Consider the following 13,211-nt stretch of genomic DNA (forward strand, 5'->3'; position numbering starts at 1 on the left):
AGTCGTAACAAGGTAACTGTACCGGAAGGTGCGGTTGGATCACCTCCTTTCTCAGCGTACCTCTTCTTCTGTCTTGCCCCTCACAGCGCCCCCGGGAAACCGGGGGCGCTGTTCTGTTGTTGCGTTCTAAAAGGGCTGATTGCGTCCGTGGCGGCGCAATCAGCCTTTTGCGCTGTTATGAACTCAGGTGCTGGGGGTTCTCGTTCCAGGCATGTGAAAGCAGTAACTGCACGTCCTGGGCGCCTGGGTCCTGCAGACCGCTGACCTCCTGCTCCAGCAGCTTGATGGCGCGGCGGAAGGCCTGCCGATCCAGATCAGGCAGGCCGCGCTCCACGTTCCAGCGCCGCAGTTCGCAGGTGAGGATCGCCAGTTCAAACGGATTGCCGCTGACCAGGATCTCGGTGACGCGGCGGTGGCGCGCGGCCCACTGCCGGGGCAGGTTCAGGCGGCTGGTCTTCAGGGACTCCAGCAGGGCAGGCATGTCGTGGGCGGTGAGCGCCGCGCGCATGCCCGCGCCGTCGGGCGAGGCCACGGGCACGAACGCCTGACTGGCGGTGTTGGGGAATTCCACCTGATAGTAGGCGTGGGCTTCACCGGCCACGGGACGCAGGCAGGTGCCGCGCACCACGCCTATGCCGTAAGGAGGAAGAACAACGCGGTCACCGGGCTGAAAAGCAGTCTGCTTCAAGGTGTCACCTCTGGAGGCGGCCGGAGAGAGGGGCCAGCGGGGGCGGTTCAGACCTCACACGGGGGTGCGGGGGCAGGAAAGCGCCGGTTCATTCCCAAACAGAAGCGGCCCAGCGACAGGGCTGGACCGCGTTAAGGGCAGGATGAAACCAGGGGGTGAAGCTGCAGGGATGCCGACCAGAGGACAGAAGACCAGCGGCGCTGCATACGCCCGAGTGTACCGCAGGTCGGTTGAAATTTCACCTCTGTCACAGTTGACGCCCCGCAGGTGGCCCGGCCAGCGCCAGCCAGGCGTCCAGCGTGAGGGCCAGCAAGGCCGCTGGCAGCGCCCCGGCCAGTACCAGCGCTGTGTTCTGCTGTGAAAGGCCGCCAATGATGGGCTCGCCCAGACCGCCTGCGCCCAGCGCCGCCCCCACCGTGGCGGTGCCCACGTTGTACACCACGCTGGTGCGCAGCCCTGAGAGCAGCACGGGGGCAGCCAGCGGCAACTCCACCCGCCACAGGCGCTGCGCCCCGGACATGCCCATGCCACGCGCGGCGTCCAGCACCCCAGGGCTCACCCCCTGCAGCCCCAGAATCGCCTGCCCCACCACCGGGCCCAGGCCATACAGCACCAGCCCCAGCAGCGTGGGGGCCCAGCCGAAGCCCAGCGCGGGCACCGCCAGCGCCAGGATGGCGAAGGTGGGCACCGTCTGCCCCAGACCCACCAGGGCCTCGGTGAGCTGCCGGGGGGCAGCCCAGCCGGGGCGTGTGACCGCGACCGCCAGCGGCAGGCCCAGGGCCTCCACCAGCAGCGTGGCGGCGCCCACCAGACCCAGGTGTGTCAGCGTCTGGCGCCACAGCGGCGGGTCCAGGGGGCCCAGCTCGCCCACGCCCAGGGGGTTCAGCAGCCGGGGCATAACCCCGGGCCATAGGCACAGCGCCAGCAGCGCGGGCCACAGCAGCGCGCCCCAGGGCGGGCGCGGCCTCACCGGGGGGTCCTGGCCCGCAGGTCGGTCCAGTGCACGGTGCCCACAGGCTGGCCCTGCTGGGTCACAGTCAGGACGTCCTGACCCTCACGCAGCATCACGCTCAGGGCGCTGCGGGCGTTCAGGGCGGCGTCCACGGCCGGGCCACCGGGAGCCGCCGGGCCAGGGCGCAGAAAGGCCGAGACCGGCTGGCCCGCCAGCTGGCGCAGCGCAGCGTCCTCGCCCAGAAACTGGCGCACGAAGTCGTTGGCCGGGCGGTGAATCAGGTCGTCGGGTGGGCCGTACTGGACCAGGGTGCCCTCCCACATCAGGGCCACGCGGTCCGCGAGACGCAGCGCCTCGTCAATGTCGTGGGTAACCATCACCACCGTCTTGCGCAGGCGGCGCTGGATGTCGCGGAAGGCCGCCTGCAGCCGCTCGCGGGCCAGAGGGTCCAGGGCGCCGAAGGGCTCGTCCATCAGCAGGACCGGGGGATCGGCGGCCAGAGCGCGCGCCACCCCCACCCGCTGCGCCTGCCCGCCCGAGAGTTCAGCCGGGCGCTTGTGCCGGAAGGTGCCGGGGTCCAGGCCCACCAGGGCCAGCAGCTCATCCACCCGGGCCTGGGTGGCGCGGCGATCATGGCCCAGCAGCGCGGGCACCGTGGCCACGTTCTGTGCCACGTCCAGGTGCGGAAAAAGCCCAATCTGCTGAATCACGTAGCCCATGCCCCGCCGCAGGGTTTCAGGCTTCAGGCGCCGGGTGTCCTGCCCGGCCAGCAGCACCCGGCCCCCCGTGGGTTCAATGAGCCGGTTGATCATGCGCAGGGTCGTGGTCTTGCCGCAACCCGACGGTCCCAGCAGCGCCACCAGTTCGCCTTCCAGCACCGTCAGGTTCAGGGCGCGCACTGCGCTGACCCCGTTGTAGGTTTTTTCGAGGTCCTGTAACTCAATCACTCGGCCCTCCCCAGGCGGGTGCCCAGCCAGCCTTCCAGGCGCCGCAGTCCCGCGTCCACGGCCACGGCCAGCAGCGCGGCGGGCACAGCACCCAGCAGAATCAGGTCACTGGCCGCGCTTTGCAGGCCCTTGAAAATGTAGGTGCCCAGGCCGCCAGCGCCAATCAGCGCCGCCACCGCCGCCACCCCGATCAGCACCACCGCCGCCTGCCGCAGCCCACCCAGCCACAGCGGCAGAGCCAGCGGGGCCTGCACCCGCCACAGGCGCTGCGTCCGGGTCATGCCCATGCCGCGTGCCGCGTCCAGTACCCCCGCAGGAACCCCCTGCAGTCCCAGCAGGCCGCCGCGCACCACCGGCAGCAGAGCGTACAGGGTCAGTGCGGTCAGGGCCGGACTGATCCCAATCCCGCTGAGGCCAGCGGCGCGCAGGGCGGGCACCGCGTCCGCCAGAGCGGAAAGCGGCGCAATCAGCAGCCCCAGCAGGGCGAGGCTGGGCAGGGTCTGCAGCCCGCTGCTGAGCCCCAGCGCGGCACCCGCCACCCGGGGTCGGTCGGCGGCCCAGATGGCCAGGGGCGTGCCCAGCAGGGTGGCCAGCCCTAGCGCCGTGCCCACCAGCCGCAGGTGCTGCCCGAGTTCCTGCACCCAGCGCGCGCCCTCGCTGCGGCCTTCCACCACCACGGACCACGCGTTCAGGTGCCCGCTGAGCGCGGCGGCCAGCAGCGGGCCCAGCCAGACCCAGCCCACCCAGCGCCGCTCTGGAGAGGCCTGCGCCGCGCCGAAGAGGGCGATGCCGGCTCCCAGCAGGTACAGCCACACCCCGCTGGAAGCGCTGGCCCGGGCAAAGGGCGCCTGCCCCACCAGCGCGGCGGCCGTTTCCTGGCCCAGCAGCCAGATCCCCAGCGCCAGGGCAGCAGTGGCGGCGGGCCACACCCAGCCCCGGCGCCAGTGGCCCACCAGGGCCGGCAGCAGGGCCAGCGCGGCGGCCCCCAAAAGCCAACCCGGGTCCAGCCGCAGGGGCTCGCCCGGGGCCAGCCGGTTGGGGCGCAGCAGCACCCAGGGCAGCCACGCGCCCGCCAGCATGGGCAGGGCGCCCAGCCACAGGACCAGTCTGACGTCCCGGGGGGCGCCCCGGTGGGGGGCGGTCAACGGATCAGGCCCTTGCTCCGCAGGTACTCGCGCGCCACGTCCTGCGCGGTGCGGCCTTCCAGGGCCACCTTGGCGTTCAGGCCCTGCAGGGTGGCCTGGGTCAGCCCGGCGAAGGTCTTGTTCAGCAGGCCCTCAATCTGCGGGTTGGCCTTCAGGGTGGCGGTGCGGATGATCGGCGCGGGCTGGTAGACCGCCTGCGCGCCCCTGGGGTCTTTGAGGGCCACCAGTTTCAGGGCGCTCAGGGTGCCGTCGGTGCCGTAGGCCATCGCCGCGTTCACGCCGCTGGTGCCGCTGGCGGCGGCCTGCTGGGTCTGGGGCGGCGTGGCCCCGGCCAGCACCAGTTTCTGGTCGGCGCGCAGCTTGAAGCCGTAGGCCGCTTCAAAGGCGGGCATGGTGTCGGGGCGGTTGAAGAATTCGGGGCTGCCCGCAATCTTGAAGGTGCCGCCGCCGTTCAGGTACTTGGCGAGATCCGCCACACTGCTCAGCTTGGCACGCTGGGCCAGCGCCTGTGGTACGGCGATCACCCAGGTGTTGTTCACGTTGGCGGGCCGCAGCCACGTGATGCCGTTCTTGCTATCCAGCTGCCGCGCCAGGCCGTAGATGGTGCCGGGGTTGCCCGCCTGCTTGGCCGTGATCTTGGCCTGCGGAAACAGGTACACCGCGTTGCCGGTGTATTCGGGGTACACGTCAATCTCGCCGGCCAGAATGGCCTTGCGGTTGACCCCCGTGTCCCCCAGGGTGGTGCGGTCCGTGACCTCTAGCCCCGCATTTTTCAGGGTCAGCAGGATCATCTGGCCCAGAATCTGCGCTTCGGGGTCCAGCTTGCTGCCCACCACGATGGGCTTGGCGGCGGCGGTGCCCAGCAGCGCCAGCCCCAGAAGGAACGCGGCGCCTTTCAGAGATGTGGGGATCATGGGGCCACCGTACCTGCCCTGGCGGTGGCCGACGGGTGCGGCAGCTCACAAAGCTCAGCGGCGGCGGGCAGATGAAGGGTTTGTTAAGAGGGTGGTGGGGTTCTGCTGTCAGGGGCTTTCAGCGCTGCTGCTGGCCCTCGTCCAGACCGACGCCGAAGCCCTGGTCCAGCAGCGCCTCGTTATAGGTGCGGAACGCCAGCATGGTCTGGGTGCGGGTGATGCCTTCCACGCGGCGCAGTCCGGCGGTGACCACGTCGTCCAGATCCTCGTAGCGCGAGAGTTTCAGAATCGCCACGATGTCCCACTCGCCGGTCACGGAGTACACCTCGCGCACGCCGGGCACGCCGGCCAGGGCCTCGGCCGTTTCGGGAATGCGCTGCCGCTCTGCTTGGACCATCACGATGGCTGTGACCATGCCTGCCATTGTGCGCTCCGCCGGGGGGCACGCGCACCCGCCTGACCGTTCGTTCGGGGACGTTTCGCCGCTGCCGGGGCCGCTATTGTGCAGACATGACCGCCCCCGCCGCCCCCACCCCGCAGGCCGCGCATGCGCCTGAACCCAGCGCGCGTGAACAGCTGCTCAACCGCATTCAGCGCGATATTCCAATCGTGCAGCGGCCCTATGCCCGGCTGGCCGAGGAAGTGGGGCTTAGCGAGGCCGAGGCGCTGGCCATTCTGCGTGAAGTGAAGGCCGAGGGCGTGCTGCGGCAGGTCAGCGCCATTTTCGACACGCGCACCCTGGGCTACCAGAGCAGCCTCGTGGCCGCCGTGTACGACGAAAACCACCTTGACGCGGGCGCCGAAGTCGTGAACACCCACCCCGGCGTGAGCCACAACTACAAGCGCAACCACGATTTCAACCTGTGGTACACGATTGCCGTGCCGCCCGAGAGCAACCTCGAAGCCCACGTGCAGAAACTGCACGAGCTGAGCGGCGCGCGCCTCACCCGCCTGATGCCCACCCTGCACCTGTTCAAGATTGGCGTGGAATTCGACATGACCGGCAAGGAGGACTGGAACGCCAAGGCCAAGCCCCAGTACACCTCTGAGCAGCGCAACATCGGCTATCAGGTGACCGACCTGGACCGGGCCTTTGTGCTGGAATTCCAGAAGGATCTGCCGGTCACCGAAGAGCCCTATGCCGAGGCCTGCGCCGCCCTGGGCCTGAGCATTGACGAGGTGGCCGCCCACGCCGAAAAGATGAAGGCGGCCGGCGCCCTGCGCCGCGTGTCGGCGGTGTTCCGACACCAGAAGGCTGGCTTTACCTTCAACGCCATGGGCGTGTGGGCCGTGCCCCAGGAGCAGGTGGCAGAAGTGGGCCGCCAGATGGCCGAGTTCAAGGCGGTCTCGCACTGCTACCTGCGGCCCACCTACCCGGAGTGGCCCTACACCATCTTCACCATGGTGCACGGCCGCTCCAAGGAAGAGGCCTTTGGCAAGATCAAGGCCATTGAGGAAGAGGTGGCCCCCGGCATCGACCACGCCATCCTGTACTCCACCAAGGAATACAAGAAGATTCGCCTGGAGTTCTACAAGCCCGAGTTCTACGCCTGGGCGAAGGAGTACCTGGGTACCGAAGCCTAAGGCGGCGCGTGGGCAGCGGGTGTGTTTTCCTACGGCCCACGCCCTCCTCCCCACGTCCGCTCACAAAAAAGCCGCCCCGTACTGGGGCGGCTTTTTCGTGGGCTCTTACAGCACCAGCAGGATGGGCTGTTCCAGGGTGGCGGCCACCTGGGCCAGGAACTGTGCGGCGCGGGTGGTGTCCACGTCGCCGTTCAGGCTCAGGGTGGCGCGTCCGCCCTCGCTGCGCCCCACGCTGAGGGTCACAGTCTGGGGGTAGTGCAGGTCGTCCAAGTCCAGGGCGGCGGCGTCCACCACCAGCAGGTCAGGCGTGCCGTCAAAGGTGGTGTCCAGAGCGGCCACGGCGTCGCGCAGGCTGCCGCTGCCCACCGTGTGGGTGCGACCCTGACCGTCCAGGGCCACGCTGCTCAGGCCCAGGGTGTCGGCGTGGCGCTGCGCGGCGCGGGCCACCAGCAGACCCAGGGGCAGTTCGCTCGACAGCGCGCGGCTGACCTGACCGCGCAGATCGTGCAGGGCGGCGACATCGGCGCTGCGGCGCAGGTAGGCGCCGAACCACACGCTGCCAGCGGGGGTGCCAGTGGGCGCGGAAACGGGGGCCGGCATGGGGGCGGGCTGGGCGGCGGGCTCGGGCTGGGCCGCCACTTCGGGCATGGTGGGCGCGGCCACCGGCTCGGGCATGGGGGCCGGTTCGGCCACGGGCGCGGGGGGAGTATCCACCACCGGCTCGGGCTCGGCCACGGCGGGCGCGGCGACCACAGGCTCACTGATGACAGGCTCGCTGACCACAGGCGCCGGGGCCTCAACGACGGGGGCCGGGGTGGGCTCGGGCGTGTGGACCGGCTCGGGCTGTGCGACCTCGGCCTGGGCAGCCACAGGCTGGAAGGCCGGGGTGGGCTCGGGCATGGGGGCCGGCGTTTCGATCACCGGGGCGGGGGCAGCGGGCGCGGCGGCCACAGGGGCCGGTGTAGGGGCTGGGGCCACGGGCGCCACGGGTTCCGGGGTGGGGGCCGGCTGGGCCGCTTCGGGCTGTGCGGGCTTCTGATACAGGCGCGAGAGCAGGCTGCTCAGGCCGCCAGCAGCGGCGGGCGCGGCGGGGGGCGGCGTGACCGGCGCCGGGGCGGGCTCGGGCATGGGCGCCTGCGCGGCGGGCATCACCGGCTCGGGCATCGGGGCGCTCACGGCCGGGGCCACGGGCGCGGGGATGGGCTCGGGCATGGGGGCCGGGGCCGCTGCCGCCGGGGTCACCTCGGGCTCGTCGTCCAGTTCGAACTCGGTGTCCTCGTCGAGGTTGCTGGGGGCCGGGGTGGCCGGCACCTCGGGCGAGGCCGTACGGGTCTGCTCCACAAAGGCCGTCAGGTCGGTGTCCACGCCCGCGCGGCTGAGCATGTCGGCGTTCATGCCGGCCTGATTCAGCATGGCGGCGCTGGGCACTTCTTCGCCGTTCCAGTCGGGCGGGGGCAGGTCCACCGGGGTGTCGGGCGGATCTTCCTCGCCGGACATGACGCGGGACAGGTAATTCAGGATGTCCTGTTCCACGATCTGGCCGCCTGCACCGGAGCCTTGAATCTTCTGCCAGTCAATCCCGTTCGCTTCTGCCAGAACCTTGGCAAGCGGCGCAATCCGTTCCATTCATTTCCCCCTTTGTGCGGCCCATTGTAAGGGACGCGGGCATGGCAGCGGGGCGCGCCGTGGGCGCCCGCACGGGGCCCAGAGCAGCGCTTCCAACCTCAGCATGTCTGTTAGGGTGCCTGCCCAGCTCTGACAGCCTTCTTTCATGTGGCGTTCATGCCGCGTCCCTCGGTGGGGGGTGTGCCGCGTGTCCCTGTGTGCCTTTGGGCGCGGGTGGTACCCTACGGGGCGTTTGACGCGCCCCCTGCCCAGCAGCGAGCGGCGCCTCAGCAGGAGCGAAAGACTATGCAGATACTCGAAGAGATGGGGTCGCGCGGGCACGAGGCGCTGACGCTGCTTCACCACGCGCCCAGCGGCCTGCGCGCGGCCCTGGCCGTGCACTCCACGGTGCTGGGGCCGGCCATTGCGGGGGTGCGCCTGCGCGATCAGGACGAGGACTTTGCCGTGCGCGGCGCCCTGGCCCTGTCCGAGAGCCTGACCCTGAAAGCGGCCCTGGCCGGCCTGAACTACGGCGGCGGCGCCTGCGTGCTGCTGACCCCCGAATGCGGCATGGACGACCCGCACGCCAGAGAAGCCCTGTTCCGGGCGCTGGGGCGGCAGGTGCGGCCCATGGAGTCGCGCGTGGTGCTGACCGAGGACATTGGCGTGAGCCCGGCCGATATCGCCTTTGTGGCGCAGGAAACCGGCTCCACGCTGGGCATGCACACCGACACCAGCAGCGTGACCGGCTACGGCGTGTACCGGGGCATGAAGGCGGCGGCGCGTTTTGCCCTGGGCTCGGAGAGCATGCGCGGCGTGCGGGTGGCGGTCCTGGGCGTGGGCGCCGTGGGGCGGGCCCTGGCTGCGCACCTGCACCGCGAAGGCGCCCGCCTGACCATCGCCGACGCCCGCCCCGAGCGCGCCGAGGCCCTGGCCGATGACCTGGACGACGTGACGGTGGTGGGCTATCAGGAGTTGCTGGACACCCCCTGCGACATTCTGGCGCCGTGCGGCTACGGCCACTCCATTCGCAGTGAGGACGTGCCCCGGCTGCAGTGCCGCCTGATTGCGGGCGGCGAACACCACCCCATGAGCCGCCGGGGCGAGGCGGCGGTGAAGGAAGCCGGCATCGTGTACATGCCCGACTTTGCGATTAACTCGGCTGGCCTGATCTCGGCGGCCACGGGACTGGATATGAACCAGGCCGCCGAGCGCGTGTACCAGACGGTGGGCCGCATTACCCACGCGGCCGAACAGTACGGCAAGGCCCCGCATGTGGTGGCCCGGCGCATGGCCGAGCGGCGCATTGACCTGATTGGCAGCCTGGGGGGCCGCGCGTGAGCGGGCCTTTCATGATTGGCGTGGCCGGGGGCTCGGGCAGCGGCAAGACCACCGTGACCCGCCGGGTGATTGAAACCGTGGGCCAGCAGGGCGTGGCGGTGCTGAATCAGGACAACTACTACCGCAACCAGGACGACATTCCCTTTGAAGCGCGGCTGAAAACCAACTACGACCACCCCGCCGCCTTCGACTGGGCGCTGCTGCGCGAGCATGTGGACGCCCTGCTCTCGGGTGTGCCCATCGCCATGCCGGAGTACGACTTTACCCAGCACACCCGCTCGGCGCAGACCAGCACGGTGCTGCCCGCGCCCGTGGTCGTGCTGGAGGGCTTTTTTGCCCTGTACGACGAGGAACTGCGCGAGCGAATGCACCTGAAGGTGTTTGTGGACGCCGACGCCGACGTGCGCTTTATCCGCCGCCTGCTGCGCGACACCCAGGAGCGTGGCCGCACGCCCCAGAGCGTCATAGAGCAGTACCTGGAATACGTGCGCCCCATGCACCTGAGCTTCGTGGAGCCCACCAAGCGCTACGCCGACGTGATCATTCCGCACGGCGGCATGAACGAGCCCGCGCTGGACATGCTGGCCGCCCGCATCCGCACCACGATCTGACAGGGGGCCGCCGCCAGCCCTCAAGCCGGTAGAAGGGGGGTGGCGGCGTCAACGTTGGCCTTGGCGGGCCCCTGGCCCCAGGGGAGACCGGCCTCCCCACGGCACTCTGGGCGCCCCGCTGCCCCTGCCCGCGCCTTTGGATGGATGCCTGCTGCCGGATGCGGCGGGCATCATGATGTGCTGCCCAGAAAGCCCCGCGCCTCCCGCCCCTTTCACCCGACCTTTAGGATGTGCCTGTGACCCAGCCCGCCCCTGCCCCCTCTGCGCCCCGGCCGCCCGGCCCGGAATTGCCGCCCGCCACGCGGCACCCGTGGACGCCCCTGCTGCTGGGCGTGCTGCTGCTGTCCCTGATTCCCACTGTGCTGCTGGCCTACGCGCGCGTGACCCACGAGCAGTCGCAGAAAACGGCCGCGCTGGTCATGGATTACCCGGCGGTGGCCGCGCAGGCCCGCCGCTTTGGCCTGGACCCCGAAGCCCTGCTTTCGCGCTACCAGAAGCTGGGCGTGAACGGGGTGGGACTGTACGAGGACGTGATTGGCAACCTCGTGCAGCGCGGCGAGGTGATTCTGAAAACCGGCGCCGACCTGCTGGCCGATGTGCCGGGCGCCCCGGTCAAAGCCCAGAACGTCTACCTGCGTTCGGTGGTGCCGGGCGCGGCTGAGGCCCTGCCCGCGCGCTACACCATTCCTACCCGCACGGTGCAGTTTGGGGGCCAGACCTGGGTGGAGTGGCCCACCGACCCCACCTTCCTGCCCACCGGCCCCAACCGCGAACTGCTGTCTCGCCTGCAGGCGCGGGGCCTGACTGTGGTGTACCGCCCCTACGCCGACGACGCCCTGCGCGAACCCGGCGCCGACTGGCCCGACGTGCCGTTCGTGCTGTTCAACGGCGACGAGGTGATTGGCGCGCGCACGCCTGAGCTGCTGGCCAAGATCAACGAACGCCTGGGGGGGCGCCTGCCGGCCCTGATTGAAGGCAACCCGCAAAGGGGCCTGGACACCCTGGTCGCCACGCACGGTGCGGCGCGCACCTTCAGCGTGAACCCGTCGTGGCAAAACCGCCTGGACCCCGCGACCCTGGCCAGCAAGTACAACCTCGCGGCGCGCGAGCGCTCCATGCGCCTGCTGTACCTGCGCCCCTACCCCACCATTAATGAAACCGAGGCCCTGCTGACCCGCACCACCCAGCTGCTGCAGGCCTCTGGCGTGCGGGTGACGCAGCCGGTGATTGCTCCCTTTGAGGAAAACAGCCTGCTGCGCGCCCTGAGCCTGCTGGGCCCGCTGGCGGCGCTGCTGCTGCTGGGCCTGAGCCTGCCGCTGCCCCGCCTGGGGCTGCTGGCGGCGGCCGGCACGGCGGCGCTAGCCTTTGCACTGAACAAGCTTGACCCCTTTGCCAGTACCGCCCTGATCGCCGCCGTGACCTTTCCGGCGCTGGGGCTGGTGCTGCGCCGCCACCGCGTCACCGACTGGTTTCTGGCCACGGGCCTGAGCCTCGCCGGGGTGCTGTTTGTTTCGGCGCTGGGGGCCAACAAGGACAGCGTGCTGGGCCTGGAACCGTTCCGGGGCGTGGGCCTGACCCTGCTGCTGCCCCTGGTGCTGGTGGCCCTGAGCTTCCTGCCGCGCCAGGACCTGCGCCAGACCGCCCGCGACATCTACAACGCGCCCATCAAGCTGGGCGACGTGGTGGTCATGGGCCTGGGGCTGGCGGTGTTCGCGCTGGTGTTCCTACGCCGGGGCAACGCCACCGGGGCCAGCGTGAGTGACACCGAAGCCAAGCTGCGCCAGGACCTGCAAGACAGCCTCGTGCGCCCGCGCTTCAAGGAACTCGCTGGGCACCCGCTGGCCCTGGTGGGCCTGAGCGGCGTGCTGCCGGGGTACTTCAGCGCCCTGCTGATTCTGGGCGGCGTGGTGGGGCAGGCCAGCATTCTCAACACCTTCTCGCACTTTCACACGCCGCTGCTGATCAGCGCCCAGCGCTGCTTCCTGGGGCTGGGTGCGGGCCTCATTGCTGGTCTGGTGGCCATCTGGGCCGTGAAAGCGGCCCTGCGGCTGTGGCAAACCTGGGGCCAGCGCCCCCGGCCGGTGCAGGCATGAGGGTCACGGTCAGCGGGTACTACGGCTTTGGCAACACGGGCGACGAGGCGATTGCCCTGGCGATCACGCGCGAGCTGCGCAAGTACGGCGCCGCGCCGCTGCTGCTGTCCAACACCCCGGAGGACACGGCGCGCCTGTACGACTGCGAAAGCGAGCCGCGCATGCAGCCCGGCGCGGTGCTGCGGGCCCTGCGGCGCTCGGAGGTGCTGTTTTCAGGCGGCGGCGGCCTGCTGCAGGACAAGACGAGCGCGCGCACCCTGACCTATTACCTGGCGGTGATCCGCCTGGCAAAGGTGCTGAGAAAGCGCGTGGTGGTGTTCAACCAGAGCGTGGGCCCCCTCAGCCCCCAGGGCGGGCGCAAGGTGGCGGCGGCTCTCCGGGGCGTGACGGTGATCGTGCGCGACCAGGGCAGCGTGGACACCCTGGCCACCCTGGGGGTGCGCGCCGAACTGGGCGGCGACCCGGCGCTGCTGCTCTCGCCCACGCCCGGCGTGACGCGTGACCTGCAGCGGGTGGTGGTGGCCCCACGCGGCGACGTGACCGAGGCCACCGAGCGCCTGCGCGGGGTGGTGGCGCAGCTGAAGGCCGGCGGGCGTCACGTGATCGCCCTGAGCTTTATGCCCGACCACGACGACGAGGCGGCCCACAGCCTGGGGGCTGACGAGGTGCTCAGCACCCGCGATCCCCAGGTGGCCCTGGACACCATTGCGGGCAGCGGCTTTGTCATCGGCGTGCGCCTGCACGCGGTGATTCTGGCGGCGGCCAGCGGCACGCCCTTTTCGGGCATTGCCTACGACCCTAAGGTGCAGGGCTTCTGCGCCGATGCAGGCGCCGCCAGCCACCCCATCGCCCTGAATCCCGACCAGGTGGCCGACCAGGCCCTTCGCCGCGTGCTGCCCGACTGGAACGCGGTGGAGGACATGCGCCTGCGCGCGGCGCAGAGTTTTAGCCGGGCGCTGGGGAGGTAGCGGGAAGCAGGGCGCGGGACGCGGGGAACAGCCCTGGCGTCCCGCGCCTTGCTGGTTCCGCCGAACACAGTGCCGCAGCGGGACAAGTCGCTCATCAGGAGTCGGGTTCTTCCGCTCTTGAAGAACAGAAGAACCCGACTGGAGGGGCTTGCAGAGCTCTGCAGCAGAGAAGGTAGAACGGGGACGGAGAGGTGTGGACGCACCGAAGTGCAGAGGCGGTCGCGGATCATCCGGAAGCCGTATCATACAAATTTGAAGTATAGTTAGTGTATCAAAGCGATCATTCCTCTGAAGCACTTAGATGAAGACGAACTGCTGCGTCGTCAACGCCAAGCCTCAACCGCCGACGAGCGTGATCGTTGG

Annotated in this window: 12 protein-coding genes; 5 read left to right on the forward strand and 7 right to left on the reverse strand. The window is 70.1% G+C overall.

Annotation, left to right across the window (positions count from 1 at the left end):
* Positions 1–175: 175 nt before the first annotated feature.
* The 6 genes from KMW22_RS18880 to KMW22_RS18905 form a co-directional block, all read right to left on the reverse strand.
* The gene (locus KMW22_RS18880) at positions 176–688 is read right to left on the reverse strand and encodes a CarD family transcriptional regulator (RefSeq protein WP_221091574.1); all 513 of its coding nucleotides are present in this window, start codon (positions 686–688) and stop codon (positions 176–178) included.
* A 247-nt stretch (positions 689–935) separates the two neighbouring features.
* Positions 936–1,658 (reverse strand): ABC transporter permease, encoded by a 723-nt coding sequence (locus tag KMW22_RS18885; protein WP_407928460.1) that lies wholly within the window; start codon positions 1,656–1,658, stop codon positions 936–938.
* A complete protein-coding gene (locus tag KMW22_RS18890; protein WP_221091575.1) occupies positions 1,655–2,587 on the reverse strand; it encodes an ABC transporter ATP-binding protein in 933 nt (310 codons plus the stop codon). The genes KMW22_RS18885 and KMW22_RS18890 overlap by 4 nt, the downstream gene beginning before the upstream one ends.
* On the reverse strand, positions 2,584–3,732 hold the full coding sequence (locus tag KMW22_RS18895) for an ABC transporter permease (RefSeq protein ID WP_328774764.1): 1,149 nt from the start codon (positions 3,730–3,732) through the stop codon (positions 2,584–2,586). The genes KMW22_RS18890 and KMW22_RS18895 overlap by 4 nt, the downstream gene beginning before the upstream one ends.
* Positions 3,729–4,646 carry an ABC transporter substrate-binding protein gene (locus tag KMW22_RS18900; RefSeq protein ID WP_221091576.1) on the reverse strand — a complete coding sequence of 306 codons (918 nt, stop codon included), beginning with the start codon at positions 4,644–4,646 and terminating at the stop codon, positions 3,729–3,731. Before KMW22_RS18900 ends, KMW22_RS18895 begins: the two co-directional genes overlap by 4 nt.
* A gap of 118 nt (positions 4,647–4,764) precedes the next feature.
* A complete protein-coding gene (locus KMW22_RS18905) occupies positions 4,765–5,061 on the reverse strand; it encodes an Lrp/AsnC ligand binding domain-containing protein (RefSeq protein ID WP_221091577.1) in 297 nt (98 codons plus the stop codon).
* A 95-nt stretch (positions 5,062–5,156) separates the two neighbouring features.
* Here KMW22_RS18905 and ahbA point away from each other — a divergent pair, with 95 nt between their 5' ends.
* Positions 5,157–6,230 (forward strand): siroheme decarboxylase subunit alpha, encoded by a 1,074-nt coding sequence (gene ahbA / locus KMW22_RS18910; protein ID WP_221091578.1) that lies wholly within the window; start codon positions 5,157–5,159, stop codon positions 6,228–6,230.
* Between the two features lie 105 nt (positions 6,231–6,335).
* Here the strand turns inward: ahbA and KMW22_RS18915 are convergent, their stop codons facing one another.
* Positions 6,336–7,856 (reverse strand): E3 binding domain-containing protein, encoded by a 1,521-nt coding sequence (locus KMW22_RS18915; protein WP_221091579.1) that lies wholly within the window; start codon positions 7,854–7,856, stop codon positions 6,336–6,338.
* Positions 7,857–8,141: 285 nt separating this feature from the next.
* On the opposite strand from KMW22_RS18915, the gene KMW22_RS18920 reads away from it, so the two are divergent.
* The 4 genes from KMW22_RS18920 (at position 8,142) to csaB (ending at position 12,848) form a co-directional block, all read left to right on the forward strand.
* Positions 8,142–9,176, forward strand: coding sequence for a Glu/Leu/Phe/Val dehydrogenase family protein (locus KMW22_RS18920; protein WP_221091580.1), 1,035 nt, complete (start codon positions 8,142–8,144; stop codon positions 9,174–9,176).
* Positions 9,177–9,187: 11 nt separating this feature from the next.
* The gene (gene udk, locus KMW22_RS18925; RefSeq protein ID WP_235693141.1) at positions 9,188–9,787 is read left to right on the forward strand and encodes a uridine kinase; all 600 of its coding nucleotides are present in this window, start codon (positions 9,188–9,190) and stop codon (positions 9,785–9,787) included.
* 236 nt (positions 9,788–10,023) lie between these two features.
* Positions 10,024–11,880 (forward strand): DUF5693 family protein, encoded by a 1,857-nt coding sequence (locus KMW22_RS18930; protein ID WP_328774765.1) that lies wholly within the window; start codon positions 10,024–10,026, stop codon positions 11,878–11,880.
* Entirely contained in the window at positions 11,877–12,848 is a 972-nt protein-coding gene (csaB, locus tag KMW22_RS18935; RefSeq protein WP_221091582.1) for a polysaccharide pyruvyl transferase CsaB, read from the forward strand. The genes KMW22_RS18930 and csaB overlap by 4 nt, the downstream gene beginning before the upstream one ends.
* Positions 12,849–13,211 lie beyond the last annotated feature (363 nt).

The organism is Deinococcus aquaedulcis, assembly GCF_019693445.1.
GTDB classification, from domain to species: Bacteria; Deinococcota; Deinococci; order Deinococcales; family Deinococcaceae; genus Deinococcus; species Deinococcus aquaedulcis.